Genomic DNA, 23656 nt, shown 5'->3' on the forward strand with positions numbered 1-23656 from the left:
ATGCTCAATTCTATATATGCACCGTTCAGGGATCGCAGTTATTATCTTGCACCACCATCCCTGAAACCGCTCTGACACAGACTTATCGATTATAATACGCCATCCACAATCCCTCCAGCACCAGTTCCGGGCGGAGTTCGTCAATGGTTTCGGAAACCTGGGCAATGGTCCGGGCCAATCCGCCAGTGGCAACCACAAACGGATCATCCAGCTGAACCGACAATTTCTGGACCAGTCCGTCCACCATGGACGCAAATCCGAAAACAAGCCCCTGATTCAAACACTCTTCCGTGCTGGTCCCCCATTTCAGGGCTTCATCAGTCACGGTCAAATCCACCTTGGGCAGTTTTGCCGTGCCGCCAGCCAAGGCTCCGGCAGAGGACAGAATCCCGGGACAAATCAACCCGCCCTTGAATGCGGTTTCCTGCACACACGCCAACGTGGTGGCAGTCCCGAAGTCAATGACAATGAGATTTCCGGTGTCATAGGTCATACGCGCCGAATAACAGCCGACCAGGATATCCGCTCCAACCTGCTCGGGCCGGGCGTATTCATTATCCATGTCGATCGGCAAATCCCTGGCGGCAAACAGGGCCTCACATCCAAGAAATCGCCGGGCCATCCGGGAAATCAACGGATCAAGGGGCGGGACCACGCTGGAAATGATACACGCCTCAATATCGGCTGAATCCACGCCTTCCCGCGACAGAATGGATTCCACTTTGAGTCCCCAATCATCGTCAGTATTGGCCGGACGGGTCGGCAGCGTATAGCTTTCGCCCAGTCCCTGGTCATCGGCCAGACACAATTTGGTGTTGGTATTTCCGGCATCAAAAAGCACTATCTTGCCCATACGATTCTCCTTGCAGAGAACTTTCGCTTCTTTTCACACAAAAAACAAGGTGCTTCTCACACCACAATACTCGCGGAAATCCAGAGCAGACAGGGACAACCTCCGACAGATCGGACTGACTGGAAAGCAAGTACCTATCCGTTTTTCGAGCTGTCCGGGCAGACATACTGTCGCCGATAGCGCAGGTAGAAAAAAACCGACATGCCCACAGCCGCGACTTCCGACATGGGCACAGACAGCCAGATTCCCTGCAATCCCAAAAACGGCGGCAAAAGCATGACGAATCCCAAAGTGAAAACAAACGACTTCAAAAACGAAATCAGCGCGGAAATCTTGCCATTATTCACCGCTGTGAAAAAACCGGAAGCAAGAATACTCACGCCTTCCAGCAGAAAGCTGAAGGCAAAGATGTTCATCCCCCCTTCGCCAATGGTGATCACGTCCTGTTCGCCCTTGGCAAAAATCGCGATGATATCCCCACCGTACACGATAGCCACACCAAAGGTCACGATGGAGGCAAACGCCATGGTCATCCCGGATGTTCGCACCAACTGCCGGATTTTCTGAAAATTCCGTTTCCCGTAATTGAAGCTGATGGCCGGAGCCACGCCAACGCTCAGTCCGATATGCACCGAAGACAACAAGTAATAGATAAACATCATGATCGAAAGCGCGGCCACCCCAAATTCCCCGGCATAGCGCAGGACCATGTAATTGAAGACCAGGGTTTTCACTCCGGCCGACATCTCCGACACCATCTCCGAAGACCCGTTGACCATGGCCCCCAGCAAAAAACGAACATCCAGACGGGGTTTGACGAATCGAAGTCGTTTGGACTTGAACAGAAAATACACCACGCCCATGCCAATGGCCACGAGCACGCCAGCGGTAGAAGCAATCCCCGCACCTTCAATCCCCATGCCCATCCGGACGATGAAGACATAATCGAGCACGATATTGGTCAGACCCGCGCCGCAGGAGGTCAGGAATGCCCCGCCGGGACGCCCATCGAGCCGCATAAAATATTCCACAGCCACTTGCAGGACCAACCCGCCCAAGCCCACGATAAACGTATTCAGATACCCCACACAATACGGCAGCAAGGCATCTGTCGCACCGAGCAGGCGTGCAAGAGTATCCGTCCCCCACCACACGGTCAGTCCAATGATCATAACCATGAGCAGGCACAGCACTCCGCTCATCAGGGAAAAATGAGCCAGCGCCTTTCGGGGCTGTCCCTTGCCCAGTTCGATACCGATGATCGCACTCGATCCAGCTGCCAGCATCACCCCCATGCCAAAGGTGAAACAGAAAAATGGCAAAATGATATTGACCGCAGCCATGGCCAGCGGCCCGGCATATCGCGCAATGAAAAAGGCGTCCACAATCTGATACAGCGAAATCAGAAACATGCTGAAGACAGACGGCATGACAAATCGGAGGTAGTCGAAAAACGACCACTTTCTACTATAAAAATGTTCCATACTCTTTTCCTGAACCCAAAATTCCCAAAAAGCAGCCACTGTTTGCCACAGACGAATTCCCTCAGTTCAACGCTGTGTTCTAAGATGACATGCTGTCAAAATTAACCGCTTAATTTCAGTAATTTACCATAGCGGATTCCCAAAGTATACCGCGTTCGGCCCCCATGTACCTTGAACCCGATAGAAATATGCGAGTTGCATAGTTGCGTCTTTTTCTTTAGGTACCGGCCAAGGCCTGTGACAAGTCGCCAGGGGTGGTTGGCTCTGTTGCACAGCAAATTTACGTGATCCTGAAAGCCGTGGAGGCACAACATGATTCTTCTGGACGGAAAGGGAACAGCGGCGAAAATTCGAGCCGAAATACAAGAGGAAACTGTCGGATTGGCAGCCAAATATGGTCGCAAACCCGGTCTGGCAGTAGTGTTGGTAGGTGAAGACCCGGCCAGCCAGGTCTATGTGCGGAACAAGGAACGAGCCTGCACCGATTGTGGCATCGAATCCATGCCGCACCGCCTTGAAACAACCACACAACTCGAACTCGAAGGACTGATCCAGAAACTGAACCGCGACGTCAACGTCGACGGCATTCTCGTTCAGCTCCCCCTGCCCGAGGGATTGGATTCCCAAAAAATCCTGGATCTCATTGATCCGAACAAGGACGTGGATGGATTCCATCCCGTGAACGTGGGCAAGATGTCCCTCGGCCTGCCGGGCTTCAAGCCCTGCACTCCCGCCGGTGTCATCAACCTGCTGAAACGCTACGATCTGGACCCGGCCTGCAAAAAAGCCGTGGTTATCGGACGCTCCAACATCGTGGGCAAACCCCTTGCCATGATGCTGTCCCAAAGCGGTCCCTGCGCCAACGCCACCGTGACCCTCTGCCATTCCCGGACACAAAATCTCAAAGAAGAATGCCTGGAAGCGGACTTCATCTTCGCAGCCATCGGACGGCCCAATTTCGTGACCGCCGATATGGTCAAGGAAGGCGCTGTCGTGGTGGATGTCGGCATCAACCGAACTGACGAAGGACTCGCCGGAGATTGCGATTTCGAAGGACTCAAAGACAAGGTTCACGCCATGACACCGGTCCCCGGCGGCGTGGGACCAATGACCATCGCACAACTGATGGTCAACACACTCGAAGCCTTCAAAATGCACGTCGGCGCATAATCGCTTTCAGCGGGAGCCTACCGGCAGTCGCTTTCAGCGGGACCAGAGAACCCTTTGAAAAGGGTTCTCTGGACTCTCCGAAACTTTTTGTCGCTCGCTTCGCTCGAGGCTGTCGGCAGCATTTTTTCGTGCGGCTCTTGAAAGAGCGTTGTAAACAATGGTATTTTTTACAAACTCTATTGAAAAGGCTTAAAACATGTCTTTTCTTTACCCATCCCCTCTTTCATCTCTCTTGTTTCTTCAATCCCACTCAACGAATGTCGTGAGAACCCGCCGAAGGCGCGATAAAAAGTTCTGGAAGGGAGTCCAGAGGGGAACCTCTTCCAAGAGGTTCCCCTCTGGCCGCCGGAGGCATACAAAGGCGTCCCCTTGGACTATTAGATAATTTCGGCGCCGCTGAGTATGGCGACGAATCGTTTGAAGATTTGCATATCGACACTTGCCCTCATTTCATTTCGAATGAGAGAGAGTGCTTCGTAGGGTTGCATGGCTTCGGCGTAGGGTCTGTTTGTCGTGAGGGCGTCGTAAATATCGGTAAGCGTGATAATGCGGACGGGCATGGGAACGTTGTCGCCTCTGATTCCGGCGGGGTATCCTTTGCCATCGAGAGTTTCGTGATGAAAAAGAATGCAGTTGATGGTATTTTGCGTCATGGGCAGATGTGCGCACATGGAAACACCATGAACGGGATGTTCCTTGATGATTTCGCGTTCTGCCTGAGTCAGAGGACCGCGTTTGTTGAGAATTCGTTTGGGAATTTTGGCTTTGCCAACATCGTGTAGAAGTGCTCCCAATCCGAATTCGAAAACTTCGTGGTCGCTCATTTCGTAGGTTTGAAAAAGGGCGACCGAATAGATGAACACCTGCATACAATGGGTGTATGTCTTGTAGTCGTGTGAGATGAACGGGGCGACAGATGAAAGTGAGTTGTCGGCAGCGAGGAACTTGATGGAATTTTTGACCACGGCGGAAATGCGGTCGAAGTGCCTGGCGCGAAGTGCACTTGGCAGCTTGCGTTCAAAAACGTTCTGCATGACCACGTTGGCGGCTTCGTAAAGAATTTTGGTACGGACAGAAATAGAGAGCGTCTCGTCCTGAATGATTGTACCCAGGTTTTGCTCAATATACTTTTCATACAGCGGTTTGTCAGTCCCCTGAATGTAGATTTCCTTGATACCGTTCTTGTGAAGAACCTGACTATGGCGAATGGTGAATTTCTGGCCGGAGGCGGTGTAAAGGACAAAGTCTCCACCCCGCCAAAGGTAGATAGAAAATTCCCCCAACGCTTCCGGAAACATCATGACCGGAGGTACGGGAAAGTAGGATACCGGCCGAGCGGCTCTTAATTTTGTACCCATGTTCGAATTTCATATAATAAGCAGCTTTGAAATGCTAGTGAAAATCGAGAAAATGTCTAAACAATTAACATATAGAACAATGCGTTGAAGCATGGTCAAGGTGCCAATTTTCAATCCTGAAAAAGACGCTTGAGGACCGATTCTATTTCGATGAAGTCGATGGGTTTGGCGATGTAATCTGTCATGCCGCTGTTGAGAAACATTTCGCGGTCTCCAAGCATGGCGTGGGCGGTCATGGCAATGATGGGGATATAGGGGTTCAGGGCGGAATCGGGGGAGGCATTTCGGATAATTTCCGTGGCCTGCACACCATCCATATCGGGCATTTGGATGTCCATGAACACGGCGTCAAATGAACGCTCTCTGAGTTTGTCCAGGGCCTCTTGTCCATTGGAGGCCGTCTCTGACATGTGGCCAAGCTTGCCGAGCATCTGCGTTGCCATGTGCCGATTGATCCGGTTGTCTTCCACCACAAGAAAGGAAAGCCCTTCCTTGAGGGATTTGGTTGCCTGGCGGTGTGGGGTTTTGGAAGTGAGGGCAAATGGTTCGAAAAGCATGTCGAGGGTCAGGTGAATGGTTGTTCCCTTGGTGTGCGTACTGTCGATGGCCAATTGGCCGTGGAGGAGATGGACAAGCCGTTTGACGATGCCGAGACCGAGACCTGTTCCTTGATGTTGACGGATATATGAGCCATCGACCTGGGTGAACGGTTCAAATATGCTGTCGAGCATGTTGTTCGGAATGCCGATGCCGGTATCCTTGACGGAGAAGAGCAGACGAACCGTGCCGGCTTGCGTGTCTTTTTCAAGACAGCGAACGGTGATAGCGACTTTTCCCTTAGGGGTAAATTTAATCCCGTTTCCGATGAGATTGAAAAGAATCTGTTTGAGTCTGGTTTTCCCTCCGATGACCAAAGGCGGGACATTTTTGTTGATGTGAACTGTCAGGTCCAGTCCCTTGTCAGAGGCCTGCGGTTTGAATGGCGACACAACATCCTGAATCAGTCCCTTGAGAGAAAAGGGTTCAGTGAGTATTTCCAGTTTTCCGGCTTCGATTTTTGAAAAATCCAAAATATCGTTGATGATGGAAAGCAGACTTTTCCCTGAAGCAATTGCCGTTTCGATGTAATCGGTCTGCTCGTCGGTAAGGCTGGTCCGCTGGGCCAGTTGCAACATGCCGAGTACCCCATTCAGAGGCGTTCTGATTTCATGACTCATATTGGCCAGAAATTCACTTTTGGACTGGTTTGCCGCTTCTGCCTGTTCTTTGGTCAGCCGAAGATCCTGTTCAAATCCCTTGCGTTCAATGGCTAGGGCGATCTGTTCGGAAACCGAGGTCAGCATGTCCACATCGCGGCGAGAGAACTGGTACGGATTCGTGTATGATTGGACAGCCATCACACCGACAACCTCCCCTTTGATTTTAAGGGGAGCACCGAGCCATGCCTGAGCCTGGCTGCCAATCATGGCCTCTTCGTTGATGCCTTTTTCGCGAAAATAGTCTGAACGGGCCACATGAAACGCGTCACAGGTCGTTCTGTTGTGTTCGGACGGGCCTTTGGTGCTGATGAGCATGGGCTTGCCGCTTTTGATGATTTCGACACTCAGGCTGGTTTTGTGGTGCGTGTGGATGTTGAATACTTTACCCATGAAATCGTCTTTTTCATCGGCATAGTACGTGAATTTCAGGTGCTTGCGTTGCGCATCCAGCAAGCCGATGAAAAAATTTCTGGCCGCGATGTGCCCGCTGAGAATGGCGTGGATGCGGTGATACAGTTCGTCGAGATCAGAGGTGGTGCTCACCGTGTTGGAAATGCGATAGAGAAGGTGTGTCACGGCTTCGGTATAGCGTCGTTTGGTGATGTCCACCACGGTCCAACTGATTCCCTGGTCGAGGTTGTCCCTGTCTACTGCCTTGAAGAATATTGTGGCCCGCAACATGATGTCGTCCGGGCGAACGAATTGATGTTCGGCCAGGTACTCCCCCTCTTCGATCAAGGCTATTTGCACGCGTCGTCGGAAACTTTCGTAATGTCGCCTGGATCGAAAGAGGTGTGAGCCGTCCGTGTGCAACAGGTCGTTTCGTTGAACGCCAAAGATATCTTCCGCCCGTTCATTGATTCGTTGGATGGTTCCGTGGCGAAACATGCCCATGCCGACCAAGGAGTTTTGCTGGATGACCTGCATTTCTCCCAAGGCAAGTTTGAGTCTGTTTTCCGATTGTTTCAAATCGGTGATATCAATCATGGAGGCAATGGATTGGGAACCTTCACCCAACATGTCGATCTGAATATGGATGTAGCGAATGGCTCCTGCCGTGTTGACGAATCGGAATTCATAAGACGTGGGAGTCGTATGGGTGGCGACTCGGCGTGTGGCATGGTGTGTCAGAACCAATACCTGATCTTCCGGGGCCACAAAATCGATGAGCGACATTTTTCCTTCAATTTCATCAAGTTTCCTGCCAGAAAGTGTAGCAAACTGCTTGTTTGCCTTGGAGATAATCGTATTTTCCTCCACGATGACTGTGGCGGTTCCGGTGGCCTCGAAGACCTGTCGATATCGTTGGTCGCTTTTTTCCTTGGCTTTTTTTGTCTGTAACTGGCGAGTAATGTCTGTGGTCACTCCGACCAACCCAGCGGGGGTATCATTCTGATCATGAAACAGGGCCTTGCGCATCAGAATATGCCGCTTTTCTCCTTTGATGAGCAGGGTTTTTTCGTATTCCTGAAACGGCCCATGGGTAAAAACCTTTTGATCTCTTTCTGTAAAAAATGCGGCTTCGTTTTCAGGCTGAATGTCTTCGATCCGTTTGCCGATAAGGGTCTCTCTTGGCAGTCCTATATAGTCGATGAACGCCTGATTACAGCCGATATACCGACCTTGAAGATCTTTGTAGAAAATCTGATTCGGCACAGCGTCAATAATGGCTTGCAAGGATGGTTGCCCAGGAGAAAAGGCCGTGTCCACTTCTGATGGTGTCGAAGAGACCGGGACAGTGAAAAATAGCGAAAGGATTCGGTCGAGTTCGTCCGGCATGGTGTGGTCCTTGACCACATAGTCGTATGCCCCGTGCCGAATGGCGGCGACGATGTCCCGAGGCGTGCTGCTTTGGGACAACACGATAACCGGCGGCAATGGTGCGGAGCAGGCCAGAAAATCAAGGGCTTCCAGCGCGGACATGCCCGGCAGATCCGCGTCGAGAAGCACAATATCCGGGTGGGTATCGGCAAGAATTTTTTGCGCGAAACAGATGTTTGACGTTGTCGCGAGCGTGTAGCCAGATGCGTCGAGACGATTGACCAGTGACGCCCTATCGGCAGGGAAGGCGTCGATGATGAGTATGCTGGGCAAGTTCACACGGCGGTCCTTTGGCTGAGTATGGAAAGGCCAAAAGAGGTACCACGCCTCTCGTCGCTCTGTCCATGGTCCCTTGTGCCGAAGCCGGGAACACGCTACCATATGAAAATCCAAAAGTTTCAGGAGAAAATTGATGCACCGTATTTTCATGATGATCGTTTGTCTTGTAACCCTGCTGGTTGTTCCGGTCAGGGCTTCGGAGAGTGTATTGTTTGTGGCTGACCGGGATTTTGCCCCCTATTCGATGATGGTCGAAGGCCATCCCGCCGGTATTGATGTGGATGTGTTGACAGAAATCGCCCGTCGGGCGGACGTCCCGATCAAGATAGAATGCAAACCGTGGGAAACGGTCGTGTCCATGATCAAAAGCGGCGAGTGTGTTGGTGCGACCTCCTTGTTCAAAAATCCTGAACGCGAGCAGTTTGCCATTTTCATGGATGCGGCACCTGTTCATGTGAGTGATTATGTCATCTTCACCAAGGTGGGGACCAAATTCTCCTTTCGGACCTATGACGACCTGCGCGGCAAGATTCTCGGCAAGGTCGCCGGAGTTTCCTTGGGAGAGGAATTTGCTGCGGCTCGGGCTGATGGTCGTGTTGAAGTCAGGGAATATCCCGATATCGTCGCGTCCGTGCGAGGGCTTCTCGAAGGAGAAATCGATGGGTTCATCGGGAATATGGATGTCACCTACGCACTGTTGAAACCCATGGGGATGACCAGTTCCATCGTGTATCTGCCCAAAAAGATTATCGAGGACAAACCGTCGTATCTGGTCCTTTCCCGGGCTTCGGAGCTTGAAGACAAGGACGCTCTTATCAATACCTTTGAACACGTTTTGGCGCAGATGCGGGAAGATGGAACCTATAACGCGATTGCCAAACGGTATCTTTTCCGATTTTAAATGTATCGGTCTAACAACGAACTACAAATGGGTGTCCATGATCTGAACGAGCAAGGTCATCTCTTTCTGGAAGGCGATCAGTTGCTCCGGCGTGTTCGTTTTTTCCCGACAGGCCGTCTCAAGGCTGGCCGCAGCCTGTGCCGCTGCGTCCGCACCGATGGACATGCATATTGACTTGATGGTGTGCGCCAGGGCGTGGGCATTGCTCGGGTCCTGTGCATCCAATGTCTGCTTCAATTCTTCCGTTCTGGTGTTCAATTCGGTCCGCGCGGCAAACAGGAAATCCTCAAATGTGGCCTTGTCCACACCGAGATAGTCCATTGCTGCGTCTGGCGTCCACGTTTCGCCCGGAGTATTTGGCCGGGGACTGATCGTTTTTTCAATTTTTTCGGTTTTTTGGGGCGGAACAGGCGGAGCCGTTCCGATCAGTCTATTAATGATGGTTGCAAGTTCAAGAAAATCAACGGGTTTTGAAATGTAATCGTTCATGCCCGCGTCCAGGCTCTTGTCTCTGAATTCCTTGAGAGCGTGTGCCGTGACGCCGATGATGGGGATGTCGGGATTTGGAATGGGACCACCGGGCACAGCGGACCGAATGGTCTTTGTCGTTGAAATACCATCGAGTACGGGCATTTCGATGTCCATCAGAATCAGGTCGAACGGCTCCCGTTTGAGCAGATCGAGAACCGCCAGTCCGGTCCCGGCGACTTGATATGAATACCCGAGATCTTCCAATTTGAGCGTGGTGACCATGACGTTGACGTCATTGTCTTCTGCCACCAGTATTCGAATGGGGCGTTGTGGTGCTTCTGGCACTGAACGCTTGTTGACTGGGGGAATTGAACAGGACTCGCCTTGTTCGAACCAGACCGTGAAAGAAAAGATACTGCCTTGCCCCACAGTCGATTGAACGTGAATTTCTCCGCCCATGAGCGAAATGAGCCGGTTGCAGATGGCCAACCCCAGCCCGGTGCCGCCAAAGGCTCTGGTGGTCTGTGAAAAACTCTGAAAAACCGAATCCATGAATTCCTGGGGAATGCCGATGCCGGTGTCTTCCACTTCAAAGGCGATACCTTCCGTCAGGTCCGGGCTGTCTTGTGCCGGGGGCGTTTTGGCAGGCAGTACCCGAATGGTGATAGCGCCTCGATGGGTAAACTTGATGGCGTTGCCGACCAGGTTAACCAGCACCTGCCTGAGCGACAACGGATCGCCTTTGACGCAGGTACGAACGGATTCGTCCACTTGAAGAATGAGGTCCAGCCCTTTTTGCCGGGCCTGAATTTCCAGCCCCTTGATGGTGGTGCGCACGTGGAAAATGAGATCAAAATCCACATGATCAAGTTCCAGTTTCTGCGCTTCAATTTTCGACAGATCCAGAATATCGTTGATGATGGACAGCAGATGCTGAGCCGAATCCTGAACCGTTTTGAGATAATCTCGTTGTTCCTCGTTCAGGTCGGTCTGGAGTGTAATGTCTGTCATGCCCACGATGGCATTCATGGGCGTTCGTATCTCATGGCTCATGGCCGCAAGGAATTCCGATTTGGCCCGGTTTGCGGCCTCAGCATCTTCACGGGCGCGCATGAGATCTTCTCGTGTGCTTCTATTCAGGGTGATGTCATCCCATGCCCAGATGATCCCCTTGTCCAATTGGTGCGGATCAACGGCCTTGGCATACATGCGGCACCATACCGGCACTCCCGACTTGTTGATAAAGGCCCGTTCGGTATTGAAAACGCCGTTGTGGTGCAGGGCCTCCTTTGCCTGAACCAAAAATGCGTCCTTTTCTTCCTGATTTTCGAACAGACAAACGAGATCCATCGTCAGGATTTCACCCTGAGTGTACCCGAATATTTCCGCTCCCCGTTGGTTGATGGCCGCAAGAGCCTCTTTGCTGGACATGGATATGCCGACAAGAGAATTCTCAAAAATCGCTTCGAATTTGAACAGAGACTGCCGGATGCTATTTTCCGATTCTTTGCGGATTGAAATATCCCGAACATTGGCCAAAATGGCATCTTGATCCCGGAAAAGGATATGATTGAGTGAGACTTCCACATCAAATTCGTGCTCATCACTGATCCGTTTTGCCCGCCATTCGAAGTTTTGCGGCTGACCACTCAGGGCATTTTTCCAGATGGAAGAGAGTCGATAAATAGGATTGTCTCGGCTCGACATGTCCCTGGCAATGGAGATATTTTGAGGGTCTTGGCCCTTGAATCCGTACATTTCCAGTGTCCGGTTATTGGCCTCGATGATTCGTCCGCCCTTGTCATGGATAAAAATGGCATCCTGAGCGGAATCGAAGACCGTTCGTAGAGCCTTTTCCGAATTCATCATGGTGGTGGTCCTTTGCCGGACACGTTCTTCGAGTGAACGCTGAATCTGGCGCAAATCCTTTTCTGCTCGTCTGCGCCTGCTGATATTTACGATGAGGAGAAGGATGATGACGCTCTGGGCAATCGCCAGTCCGCTGCCGAGCCAAATGAAGTCGGCGTGGGCCGAGTAAAAAGAAGACGGTCGGTTGATGACATCACTTCCATCAGGCAATTCTTCCAGATTCACCCCGAATCGTTTCATCTGCGTGTAGTCGAACATGGGATTGTACGCCGTATGATGGAGCACGGGAATGTTTTGTGGATTGCGTCCGGCGAGGACATGCAGGGCCATCTGCGCCATGGCCTGTCCTTGGTCATAGCCTCTGGTGAGCAGGCCACCGACAATGCCGTGTCCAAGGTCAAAATCAAACAGGCCATAGACGGGAACATTAGATTTTTCTGACAGGATTTCAGTGGTCTCGGACAGATCATAAAATTGTCCGTCCCGATCTCGGTTAAAAATCCCCTGAAGGATAAGCCCATTTCGGGGCATGGATTGGACGTTGGCCAGAATTTCAGAAAAATTTTGATTTTCGGCGTAGGTTATTTTGATATGTGGCGAAAATGTTTTCAGTTGGCTTTTGATGGCCTGGGTGATGGATCGACCCGAAGGGGTATCGTCGTTGATGATGTAAATGGACTTGGTGTGTGGGTGCAGCTTGAGCGCCCACCAGAGGGTGTCTTTGGCGTTGATGGATTCCGAAACGCCTGTGAAGGAGGGAAAATCAAGCATGGATTCAGCAGAAAACGAATTGACTCCACAAAAAACCACTGGGATATCAGGGAATAAAATTTCATGATATTTTTTTAGAAAAAGAAAGGCGTTATCATCTGTCGCAAAAATGAGATCCAGATCAATATCCTGATATTTGTGCCTGAAAACTTCCAGGAGTTGCTGTGCATAATGAGTATTGAATTCCACCCGTTTGGTGTCCATATTTTCAATATGCAGTAGCATCCCGGTTTCACGAGGGCGAAGCACATCGGTCAGTCCACGCAGGATATCTTCACTCCACTGGAAATTATGATGATACGAGTTGAGCAAAAGAATTTGCTTTTTACTGCCGGACCATGCCGGAGAAGAAAGCACCACGCACAGCGTGACAAGGGCTGCGAGCAGCACAAGGCGAGTTGAATGAAAATGGAGACGACGTGACATGATCTTCCCGGGGTTGGCTTTTCGGACTCACTGAATACCAAAAGGGTGAGAATTAATAAAGTGAAACACAAATTTTGGAGGAAGTCTCCATGTGCTGGGCCGGTGTTGCTCCTTTTTTTCAGGATAAATCGAACCGAAAAGGGCATATCTTTTTCTGACAAAATAATACGCAACAGAATGCAGGACATGGTATGGAGGATGATGGTTGGCGAAGCCTTCTTTATATATGTCGTGTCCAATCTGAAGACAGGACCGTCCATTTTGGTGTCATATGTCGTTTTTTTGTCCCGTTTTTGACTCAAGTCATACTTTTGTCATCAGGTTTCGCATACATCTAGAATCTCCAAACGGAAATTCATCACAACAAGGAGTGAAATCATGTTTTGTTATCAGTGCGAACAAACTGCCAAGGGTGGATGTACCAGAATCGGCGTGTGTGGCAAGACCGACAATACGGCATCCCTTCAGGACCTCTTGATGTATCTGACCAAAGGCCTTTCGCAGGTCGCTGTCGCTGCTCGCGAAGCCGGTATTGAAGACGCGGCTGTGAACCGCTTTACGGTGGAAGCTGTTTTTTCCACCCTGACCAATGTCAACTTTGACGACGAACGGTTTGTGAAACTTATCAATCAGTGTGTTTCCCTCCGTGAAGCATTGAAAACCAAGGTTCCGGGCGTTGTTTTTGACGGTCCTGCGGTGTTCACTCCTGCCGTTGATATTGCCGGCATGGTTGCGCAGGGCAAGGAACATGGGGTGGAAAAAGACCCTGAACCCAATGCGGACCTCAAGTCCCTCAAACAAACCTTGATCTATGGTTTGAAAGGTGTCGCGGCCTATGCGGATCACGCGGCTATCCTTGGTCATGAAGACAATGCCTTGTACGCAAGAATTCAGGAACTGCTGGTCGTCACCCTGTCCACGGACCTGACTCTGGAAGAATGTGTTGAAGCCGCTCTTGATTGTGGTCGAATCAACATTCGCGCCATGGAAATTTTGGACGCTGCCAATACTTCGACCTATGGGCATCCCGAACCCACCGAAGTCAAACTCGGAGCCACCGCCGGCAAGGCTATTCTGGTTTCTGGTCATGATTTGAAAGATCTGGATACCCTGCTCAAACAAACCGAAGGCATGGGCATCAATATATACACCCACGGTGAAATGTTGCCCTGTCACGGGTACCCGGGATTGAAAAAGTATCCCCATTTCGCAGGCCACTACGGTACTGCCTGGCAGAATCAGAAAAAAGAATTCGCGGCCTTCCCCGGGTCCATCCTGATGACCACCAACTGCATTCAGGACCCCAAGAATTACATTGACGCCATTTTCACCACCGGCCTGGTCGGATGGCCTGGTGCCGTGCATGTTTCCAATGACGACTTCACTCCAGTGATTGAAAAAGCTTTGGCAATGCCCGGTTTCCCGGAAGATACGGACAAGGGCACCGTCATGGTCGGATTTGCCCGCAATGCAGTGATGTCTGTGGCCGGAACCGTGATCGATGCGGTCAAGGCTGGTGACATTCGTCATTTCTTCCTGGTCGGTGGATGTGACGGAGCCAAGCCCGGTCGTAATTATTACACCGAGTTTGTTGAAAAAGCACCTGAGGATACCATTATCCTGACCCTGGCGTGTGGCAAGTTCCGTTTCTTCGACAAACAGCTTGGCGATATCGGTGGCATCCCCCGTCTCCTCGATGTGGGGCAGTGCAACGACGCCTATTCCGCCGTAAAAATCGCCATGGCCCTGGCCGAGGCCTTTGACTGCGACGTCAATGACCTGCCGCTGTCCCTGGTCCTGTCCTGGTATGAACAGAAGGCCGTTGCCATCCTGCTGTCCCTGCTGGCCCTCGGGATCAAGAATATCAAACTCGGACCAACACTGCCGGCGTTCATTACTCCCAACGTTCTGAACTACCTTGTGGAAAATTATAACATCGCACCGATCGCCACTCCTGACGAAGATCTGGCCGAATTGCTCGGTTAATCGAAATCGGGTGAAATTCCCTGAAACCGTCCTGCCAGTTGCGACTGGCAGGACGGTTTCTTTATGGTATTCATTTGGTGGATTCCTTGCTTTTTTGTATGGATTACGCAATATAGTTGCATATCATTACACGGGGAGCGCGCATGTCTATCGAACGACTCGCCAGCCGCGATCAGGCGGTGATGGCCATTCTCAAGACGAGTGAAGAGGTTAACCAGCTCAAGGATGTTGATACTATTCTTGATAAAATCTTGTATGAATCCAGACAATTGTCTGGTGCTGACGCCGGGTCGATTTTTCTTGTCGAGAACGACACTCTGATCTTCAGCTATGTGCAAAACGACACGCTGTTTTGCAAGGAAACCACCAACGCCGCCCTCTATCAGAATTTTGGCATTCCTATCAGTGAACAATCCATCGTGGGATATGTGGCCAAGACACGACAGAGTCTCGCCATTGACGATGCCTACGAACTGGACCCCACGCTGCCTTTCAGTTTCAATAAATCCTTTGATGAAAAATCCGGGTATCGAACCACTTCCATGCTAACCATCCCCCTCATTGCGCAGGAAAGTCGTCTGGTGGGAGTCATGCAGTTGATCAACGCGAAAAACGAGATGGGCAAGATCGGGCCTTTTTCCGAAGAGGCCCGGACCTATATTCCCCTGTTTTGCAATAACGCATCCGTGGCCATTGAACGGGGCATCATGAACCGTGAACTGATTTTGCGCATGATGCAGATGGCCGAGCTGCGGGACCCGTCGGAAACAGGTCCTCACGTTCAACGGGTTGGGGCATATTCTGCGGAAATTTATGAAACATGGGCTTCAAGGCGAAACCACAGCCCCAAGGCAATCAAACATGTTCGGGATAACATCCGTCTGGCCGCCATGCTCCATGACGTCGGCAAGGTCGGTATCTCTGATACGATTTTGAAAAAACCTGCCAAACTCACAGACGAAGAATTCGATGCCATGAAGTGGCACACCATCTTTGGGGCACGGTTGTTCAAGAACCAGACCTCGGAGCTGGATCGCATGTCCATGGAGATCGCGCTGTGTCATCATGAGAAATGGGAAGGTCGTGGGTATCCGGGGGTTCCGAACGCTGATGTCTGGAATGATGAACTCATTTTGGGAGGAGAACCGAAAAAGAGGGAAATTATTCCTTTGGCGGCACGTATCTGTGCCGTGGCCGATGTCTATGACGCGTTGGCCTCGCCACGATCTTACAAGGACCCCTTTCCCGATGAAAAATGTCTGGGCATCCTGGAAAAAGATTCCGGGACCCATTTTGATCCTGAAATCGTGGAGATTTTTTTCGAAATATTCCCGGTCATCAAGGCCATTCGTGAAAAATGGACGGACAATGAAACGGTGTAGCCCATGACGCATCCAACACCGAAACTGTATGATTTTGTCGATCCGGCAGACGGAGAGTGTGTTCGCCGAGAAACCGAAGATATTTTTCGTGTTTTCTTTGCGGACTACGACGGCAGCATTTTCAAGAAAGCATTTGAAGATGTGGAGCAATTATTTTTTGGCCTCTATCCCGGATATCGTGCCAGCAACACGAAATATCATGATTTTGAACACACCTGCGCTGTGGTGTTGGCCACAGCCAGACTCATCGGTGGAGCCTTGGTTGAAGGACATCAATTTGCTGAAAAGGCCTGTCTGAAAGGGCTGCTGGCCGCATTGTATCACGATGTCGGGCTGATCCAGACCGAGGACGATATGACCGGGACCGGCGCGAAATACACCATCGGACATGAAGAACGGTCCATCATGTTCATGCGAACCAACCTTGCCGGAGTCCTGTCACAGGCCGACATGGATGATATCGCCGATTGTATTCGATGCACCGTCCTTTCCATGTCCCCTGCCAGAATTTCCTTTTCTTCGGACAGTATGCGAACCATGGGATATTTTCTTGGCAGTGCCGACCTGCTCGCCCAGGTAGCGGATCGGTATTATCTGGAAAAATTGGTCCTGTTGTTTGAAGAATTTCAGGAGGCCAAGATTCCCGGGTATGATTCTGCCATGGATCTGTTTTCGAAAACCAATACGTTTTATGAATCGGTGGTCAGGGTACGATTGGACACGGAATTCAATCAGGTGGACCGATTCATGAGTTTATATTTTCGCAAATGGCGGGAAATCGACAGAGATCTCTACGCCGAGGCCATTGATCGGAACCTGACGTATCTGAAAAAAATTCTGGCTGGCGGCGTCAAGAATGTGGAAGAAGTGCTGGCACGGTTCAGGCGGGGCGACACACTGACCTATTCGATTTAGGCCATCTTGCAGGGATGATGAAATTCTCGTTGAATTTGATCTGGAATTCTGTACAGTCCGCCTATGGCAAGAATTATTCCTACTTATGAAACTGTTTTCATTGCTCGTCAGCCGGTTTTTCGTTCCAACGAAACGGTGTGGGGATACGAGTTACTTTTTCGTTCCAGTGCAGAAAATATCGCTTTGGTGACTGATGAAGACCGGGCAACGTCATCCGTGATCGCGGACGGTTTGGCCATGGCAACCGATGGAATGGATTCGGACAGCCGGATACTGATCAATTTCCCTGAAAAACTGCTGGTGGAAGACGGTGGTTTTTCCCTGCCAAAAGAGCGGTGTATCATCGAAATTCTCGAACACGTCAAACCGCATGAGGAAACGCTCCAGGCCGTGAAGCGGCTCAAAGACGCCGGGTATACGATCGCTGTTGACGATTACTGCGGCCAATTCCATTTGCAACCGTTTCTCGATCTGGCCGATATCATCAAGGTGGACATTCTCGAATTTGGCAGCGATTTCGAACAGATTAAAAAAATCGTTCATCGTGCTCCCGAGGGGGTGACGCTTTTGGCGGAAAAAGGTTGAAGATACTGAGACATTTCACCGATTATGTTCACTGAATTTTACACTTTTCCAGGGGTTCTTTTTCAGTCAGCCGGAAATGATCCCTGGCAAAAAATTATCCACCAATGAAATGACCCGACTGCAACTTCTGGCCGAATTGAGTCAGTCGAATGTCGAACCTGCCCGGATCGCGTCGATCATTCAGACAGACCCCAGCCTGTCGTATCGATTGTTCCGATATATCAATTCGGCGGGCACGGGATTGGTCCAAAAAGTTTCAACCCCAAAACGAGCCATCGACATGTTGGGCCTGGTCCGGACCAAACAATGGCTTCGCAGTGTCTTGCTGGCGGATCTCAATCCGACACCCAAGGCCGGAGAATTGGCGTATATGGCTGTTCATCGGGCAAAATTTTTGGAATCGGTCTGCCAACATTCTGTGCGAGAGACCAGTGAACCGGACACACTGTTCATGGTCGGCCTGTTTTCCCTGTTGGATTCGATGCTCGGATTGCCCATGGACACCATCGTGTCCATGTTGCCGCTTGAAGAACCGGTGGTTCAGGGCCTGCGGGGTGAAGGGGAAATCGCGGACCTGTTACGCTTGGCCATGAGTTATGAACGCGGAGAATGGGGCGGCATAGGCTCCCGGCTCAAACGGTTCGGACTGGAATCGCTTCAGGCGGAACTCATGTATGTTCAGGCACGAAGCTGGACCCAGAAAATGCTTGGATACAACGCGGCGGAACCGGTGGCAGCCTAACCGACGCTGCTGAAATTCGGGGTGAATTGACTTCGACTTTTTCCAAGAAATATGTTGATTTCGGCGGCGTGCCGTCCCTGTGTCGGCACAAGGAGCAAATTTTCATGGACACCAAAGCAACATATCCTATCGGCATGTTTGATTCCGGCGTGGGAGGACTGACTGTTCTCAAGGCCCTCAGACAGCGGATGCCGTGCGAAGATGTCATCTATCTGGGTGATACGGCCCGGTTGCCGTATGGCACCAAATCACCGCAGACCGTCACTCGATACGGGGTGCAATGCAGTGCCGAACTGGTCAAACGGGACATCAAGCTGTTGGTGGTCGCCTGCAATACGGCCTCAGCCATGGCCTTGACCGCCATCCGCGAAGCCTATCCCGATGTGCCGGTGATCGGCGTGGTCGAACCCGGTGCCAGAGCCGCCTGTGCGGTCACGAAAAATCAAACCATCGCGGTACTTGCCACGGAATCCACCATTGCCGGTGGCGCGTATCAACGAGCGATTCATCACCTGGTGCCCACCGCTCGGACCATGGGGCATCCCTGTTCCCTGTTCGTGGCCCTGGCTGAAGAGGGATGGATCGACGGGGCTGTGCCCGAAGCCGTTGCCGCCCGATATCTTGACCCGGTGTTCAATCCCGCCTCGGGTTCGGTCGATCCCGTGATCCCGGATACACTCGTGCTCGGCTGCACCCATTTCCCGCTGTTGGCTCCAGCCATTCGAACCGTCACACCGCCATCCGTCACCATTGTGGATTCCGCAGCCACAACCGCTGAAACCGTTTTTGACGAGCTGACCCGTCTTGGCCTGACCCGATCAGGAACCGGATGCGGGAAAACCGCATATCTCACCACGGATGACGTGCCTCGGTTTGCCCGAACCGGCACCCGCTTTCTCGGCACTCCGATTACGGAAAACGAAATAGAACTGGTTGATTTGTAAAAATGAACGCCCCTCCCGGATGATCCGGTGAGGGGCGTTTTCTTGTGATGTTCTCGTCGTTTCTATTCCACACCCATTCCGGGATGGTGGGCCGCGTCGTCCATGGGTTCACCATGGCAGACAGCGCAACTGCCATTTGCGCCAAAGGCTTGTGCTTCATCCATATATTGCAACGGCATGACATTATCCCGATCCGATGCCGGATAGATGGCGTGCGGGCTGCCGTGACAGGCTCCGCATCCCATGGAGTCCATTTCATCCCGTCGAGCCGCATAGAGTGCGTTTGGATCATCGGTCCAGCTATTGAAAGCTGAATCGGTTTCCGGTGCCTGGAAGTCCACATGACAGGTCAGGCAGTCCGGTTGATTGAGCCATGGCGTCCGTGGATTTATCGCGTCCTGATTGCCCACGGTGCGCGGAACAATAAGTTGCAACAGCCGATCGGCTCCGGGAACGGCTTGGGCCTGTTCCGCCTTGAGCAGGGAGATGGCATGGTCTTCCATGGTCCCGTGACAATCGGTACAGACAAACCCGACCAGATCGTGCTGGCCCCGAAGCGTGGAGACCGGATGGCATTTGAGACAGGAATTCTCGGCTTCCCGATCAGCGAGGTACACGGCATGGATGCCGTGGATGGCCGCAGACAAGTTCAATCGGGAATCCTTGCCGTCGGTGCCCTGTATGGGGTCGTCGTGGCAGGATGCACATTCGATGGTCCCGGACCGATCTGCAAGGTCGGTTCGATTCGTGCGATCGTGAACAGCCAGGATATGCTCAACCGTGGCCGAGTCCACGCCGGAGGTTCCCTCTGCCCAGTCCCCGCCGTGGCAGTTGCGACAACCCATCTGGTCCGAGGTCGGCAGTGCGACTTTGGCGGTCGCTAATATCTCACCAGCCGTGTCTCGGGCTTCAAGTGCAACCACAGGCAGAGGGTTGTATGCACCATTCATACGGGATTCTATAGCGAGTTTGGCCTCGAATCGTTTGGATTCCTCATTGAGTTCCATGGTGCCGGACAACGGTTCGCCCGTGAATCCGTCTTCGACCTGATAGGTAATGGTCACGTCTTCAAGCACCCGTTCAGGACCGGGACCGCGCAGAATAAGTTGAGCGCGGAGCGTATTGGATGGCGGCAACAGGGTCCAAGTGTCGTTTTGGGCATAGAAGCCCGCACCTCTCGCACACCAGGCCGTGAGGACGTATTCCGAAGAATCCGCGCCAAATTCCACGGGCTCGACTGCGGCCAATTCCGGCCGTTCCGTCGGGTCCGAAGGCGGAGTACCATTCAATTCTTCCGTAATGTATCGGGCTAGGGTCAGCCTTTCGTCCGGTTTTCCGGCAAAGGGCGGCATATAGGTATTGAGTTTGCCCATCCCCGTGAGCATGGCGTCCAGTCCGTCAGTATTGAACATGGCCGTGCGTTTGCGAATGTCATTCATGGGACCGCCAATGGAATGACAGGCAGAACATTCAAGCTGATAAAGAAAGGCTCCGGCCTGTTTCCAGTTGGTTTCGGTGATGCCGTCCTTGAGTTCCGGCGGTGCCCATTTGGCCGAGGCAATAGCCCCGTTCTGATTGATAGTCGGCATGTGCGCCTTGAGAATGGACGTGGAATAAACCGTGTCCCAAATGAGGTATGGCTTGCGTCCGGCTTCACGGATGAATTCGAAAGAGCCGAAGAGCCCCTGCCCTGCAAGCAGCACGACCAAGGCCAGCGGAAAACTGATGGTTTTCGGGGCGCGGATGGCAAGGAGCAGTCCGCCGATGATGGTTGCCAGGCTAAATATCCAAAACCACTGCATGAATCCGGCCACGCGGTGGGATTTGAGCATCACCATTTCATATTGCGGCGCGGGCAGGGCTGCGATGTACCACCAGCCCGAAACAATGACTGCCAGCACACCGAGAATGGTCCAGGTCGAACAGGACCGGACCGCGAGCATTCGGGTCTCTTCATCCGGGATGCGGGTGGCCGTGACAAAACCGAACAATCCGGCACAGGCCGCGCTGAAGAATGTGCGGAAGACCAATGACGGCCAGAAGGACGGATTGAAGAATCCATCCCAGAAGTCCTTGGTCTGGAGCCACTCGCCGGGGGTGAGCATGAATCCGACAATCCCGTTGATAAGGAACAGGGAGAACCATCCAAAGATGAAATAGAGCCAGCCGAGAATGACATGATCTCGGCGGTTCATGGTGTTCCACGTATAATAATAAATGATGAGGGCCACGATTTCACCAAGGAAACAGACCCACTCGGCGGCCCAGCCGAACACGAATTGCTTGATGAGGATGATGGTCGCTTCCGGCGCAAGCAGGGCGATCGTGAACCAGATGGCCACGCCCGAAACGCCACCGAAGACCATGGTCAACAGCAGGAAGAATTTGGTGTGTTTCTTGGCCCATTCGAGCAGATGAATATTATTGGTGCGATACGCTGCCTGTTCGGTCAGTACGAGGAACAGTCCGCCACCCACTGCGAAGTGGGCCACATAGACGTGAATGGTCGCGATCAATGCGATCCAGAATCCGCCGCCCAGGGTCGAAAGTTGCCAGATGGGATATTCCATGACTTACGCCCTCCCCTGTCGAGACTTGAAATAGAGTGAAATCATGTAGGCCACGGCAGCGAGTCCAACGACCAAAAATCCGAGAAAGAGAAAGAACGAGCCGTAACGACCCGTGATCGGTGTGGATTCCATGGAATACCACGGAGCAAGGAACAGTGTGCGGAGCCAATGTCGGGTACAGACCATGATGAACACCGTGATGACGGCCCATATAGCGGCTTTTTTCGGTTCTTTTCTGAATCCTGCGGCGAGCATGAACGCGGCAGCGACCAATGACGCCACCAGTGTCGCGGTGGCCGGTATATTTCTCCCCATGAACGCGAGCAGAATATCTTGCGGCAGGGAAATCAGGAACCAGATCCCCACTGCCAGATTCACCAATGTGCCTCGGGTAAACCAGATCATGCCGGTATCAATCATATCCTGATTGGCCCTGAAACCGCCCAGCAGAGCCACGAACAAACCGCCAACGGCCACGGCTCCGACCATGAAATGAAGGAATCGTGGATAAATGACAGGATCAGACCAGTTGAGAAACGCGCCGCCTGCCGTGAAATACCTGCTCCAGATTTCAGGACGCAACATGATGGTCATGTTGTTTGAGAACATCCACCCCACGTACAGCAGTCCGAGGATGGAGGTTGCGAAAAGCGCGGTCCGCATCGAATCCCCCATCCGATCATATCTGAATTTGTAAATATAAAATCCGTAATAGGAGAACATCAGGGCCGCGATGACCGCAAGCCACCAGCCGCCCATCAGCACGGAACTCACGTAATCGAAATGCCCATAATTCACCTGAAGAAAAAGAAGTGGTGCCACGCCCATATTGATGGTCAGGGCGAGCAGCGGCGGCAGTTTTTTGCCCACCTCTCGGATAACGGTCCCCCGCCCCCGAAGTGTCCGGGTCAATCCGATGACCGCCGACCCCACCAGGGCGTTCATGAAAATGAGATGGGCCGTGAGAGTCACGATCAGCAACACATCGAACCACGCCCAGTGGATAGGGACTGGTTCGGCCAACGGGATGAGCGATGCGGGATTCACAGAATGCTCCTTGGTAATAATCCATGCCGTGAATCGTATTATATAGGGCAATTAATGAGGCTGTACAAGGGACTATTTCCTTTATTCCTTCTGACACCCGAAATTTGTGTGGGAAGATTCACCCCCTCGCAAGAGACGTTTTCTATGGAGACCAGCCCTCCCAAGGGGCACCTTCGGTGAGACCAGGGCGTTGCCCTGGACCCACCAAAGAACCCTTTGAGAAGGGTTCTCTGGACTCTCCTAAACTTTTTGTGTCGCTTCGCGAAGGCTGTCGGCAGCGTGAGTTCGTGCGGTTCCCAGGAAAAGCGTTGTAAAAATTGCATTTTTTACAGACTCTTTTGAAGAATTTTAAAAAGTACATTTTCTGCAAGGGGCTCTTGAGTCTGTAACTCTCCCCTCTTCTCTCTTACTTCTTAACCCATCCCTTCCTTCTTCAATCCCACTCAATGAATGTCGTGGAACCTCGCCGAAGGCGCGCCAAAAAGTTCTGGAAGGGAGTCCAGAGGCATCCCACATCCCATACCCCAGACGACAGCTGTGGCCTCACGCTGTCGCGCGCACCTGCCGAAGGCACGTAAAAAGTTTAGGAAAAGAGGGGGATTGGGGGTCTGGGGGAAAGGGGGAAAGGGAGAGAAAAAGCCCTTTTCAAAGGGTTTGTCTCTCCCTTTCCCCCAGCCGCCGGAGGCAGACCTCGACAAGCTGCCGGAGGCTTTCCTGTCCGAGGTTGGTCGGAGGACGCAAAAATACCATGTCGGCACTCCAAGGCTTAATCTGGTAACAATACCAGTAAAAGTGAAGCTCAAAGGAGGCCGACATGGCTAGG

At 52.0% G+C, this 23656-nt stretch carries 15 protein-coding genes; 8 read left to right on the plus strand and 7 right to left on the minus strand.

The window, feature by feature from the left end; genetic code table 11:
• Nucleotides 1–82: 82 nt before the first annotated feature.
• Nucleotides 83–853, minus strand: coding sequence for a type III pantothenate kinase (locus GO013_RS13865; protein ID WP_163812107.1), 771 nt, complete (start codon nt 851–853; stop codon nt 83–85).
• 134 nt (nt 854–987) lie between these two features.
• Complete coding sequence (locus GO013_RS13870) at nt 988–2337, minus strand: MATE family efflux transporter (protein ID WP_163812109.1); 1350 nt, start codon at nt 2335–2337, stop codon at nt 988–990.
• Nucleotides 2338–2649: 312 nt separating this feature from the next.
• On the opposite strand from GO013_RS13870, the gene folD reads away from it, so the two are divergent.
• Nucleotides 2650–3507 carry a bifunctional methylenetetrahydrofolate dehydrogenase/methenyltetrahydrofolate cyclohydrolase FolD gene (gene folD / locus GO013_RS13875; RefSeq protein WP_163812111.1) on the plus strand — a complete coding sequence of 286 codons (858 nt, stop codon included), beginning with the start codon at nt 2650–2652 and terminating at the stop codon, nt 3505–3507.
• A gap of 377 nt (nt 3508–3884) precedes the next feature.
• Here folD and GO013_RS13880 read toward each other — a convergent pair whose 3' ends face one another.
• Nucleotides 3885–4865 (minus strand): HD domain-containing phosphohydrolase, encoded by a 981-nt coding sequence (locus GO013_RS13880; protein ID WP_163812113.1) that lies wholly within the window; start codon nt 4863–4865, stop codon nt 3885–3887.
• 110 nt (nt 4866–4975) lie between these two features.
• A complete protein-coding gene (locus GO013_RS13885) occupies nt 4976–8224 on the minus strand; it encodes a response regulator (protein ID WP_163812115.1) in 3249 nt (1082 codons plus the stop codon).
• A gap of 133 nt (nt 8225–8357) precedes the next feature.
• On the opposite strand from GO013_RS13885, the gene GO013_RS13890 reads away from it, so the two are divergent.
• Nucleotides 8358–9125 carry a transporter substrate-binding domain-containing protein gene (locus GO013_RS13890; RefSeq protein ID WP_239057877.1) on the plus strand — a complete coding sequence of 256 codons (768 nt, stop codon included), beginning with the start codon at nt 8358–8360 and terminating at the stop codon, nt 9123–9125.
• Nucleotides 9126–9146: 21 nt separating this feature from the next.
• Here the strand turns inward: GO013_RS13890 and GO013_RS13895 are convergent, their stop codons facing one another.
• Complete coding sequence (locus tag GO013_RS13895; protein ID WP_163812117.1) at nt 9147–12662, minus strand: ABC transporter substrate binding protein; 3516 nt, start codon at nt 12660–12662, stop codon at nt 9147–9149.
• 378 nt (nt 12663–13040) lie between these two features.
• Between GO013_RS13895 and hcp the strand changes: the two genes are divergently transcribed.
• The 6 genes from hcp to murI all read left to right on the plus strand — a co-directional run bounded on the left by hcp (nt 13041) and on the right by murI (nt 19216).
• Nucleotides 13041–14648, plus strand: coding sequence for a hydroxylamine reductase (gene hcp, locus GO013_RS13900; protein WP_163812119.1), 1608 nt, complete (start codon nt 13041–13043; stop codon nt 14646–14648).
• Nucleotides 14649–14791: 143 nt separating this feature from the next.
• Entirely contained in the window at nt 14792–16030 is a 1239-nt protein-coding gene (locus tag GO013_RS13905) for an HD domain-containing phosphohydrolase (protein ID WP_163812121.1), read from the plus strand.
• A 3-nt stretch (nt 16031–16033) separates the two neighbouring features.
• Nucleotides 16034–16945 carry an HD domain-containing protein gene (locus tag GO013_RS13910; protein ID WP_163812123.1) on the plus strand — a complete coding sequence of 304 codons (912 nt, stop codon included), beginning with the start codon at nt 16034–16036 and terminating at the stop codon, nt 16943–16945.
• A gap of 63 nt (nt 16946–17008) precedes the next feature.
• Nucleotides 17009–17530 (plus strand): hypothetical protein, encoded by a 522-nt coding sequence (locus GO013_RS17290; protein ID WP_239057878.1) that lies wholly within the window; start codon nt 17009–17011, stop codon nt 17528–17530.
• A gap of 76 nt (nt 17531–17606) precedes the next feature.
• Nucleotides 17607–18272: an HDOD domain-containing protein gene (locus GO013_RS17295; protein ID WP_239057879.1), complete on the plus strand. Its 666-nt coding sequence runs from the start codon at nt 17607–17609 to the stop codon at nt 18270–18272.
• A gap of 104 nt (nt 18273–18376) precedes the next feature.
• Nucleotides 18377–19216 (plus strand): glutamate racemase, encoded by an 840-nt coding sequence (gene murI / locus GO013_RS13920; protein ID WP_163812125.1) that lies wholly within the window; start codon nt 18377–18379, stop codon nt 19214–19216.
• A 62-nt stretch (nt 19217–19278) separates the two neighbouring features.
• Here murI and GO013_RS13925 read toward each other — a convergent pair whose 3' ends face one another.
• Together GO013_RS13925 and GO013_RS13930 are read right to left on the minus strand one after the other, a co-directional pair.
• Complete coding sequence (locus GO013_RS13925) at nt 19279–21786, minus strand: cytochrome ubiquinol oxidase subunit I (protein ID WP_163812126.1); 2508 nt, start codon at nt 21784–21786, stop codon at nt 19279–19281.
• A gap of 3 nt (nt 21787–21789) precedes the next feature.
• Entirely contained in the window at nt 21790–22833 is a 1044-nt protein-coding gene (locus GO013_RS13930; protein ID WP_163812128.1) for a hypothetical protein, read from the minus strand.
• Between the last annotated feature and the right edge of the window lie 823 nt (nt 22834–23656).

It is taken from the genome of Pseudodesulfovibrio sp. JC047 (assembly GCF_010468615.1).
Taxonomy (GTDB): Bacteria; Desulfobacterota; Desulfovibrionia; order Desulfovibrionales; family Desulfovibrionaceae; genus Pseudodesulfovibrio.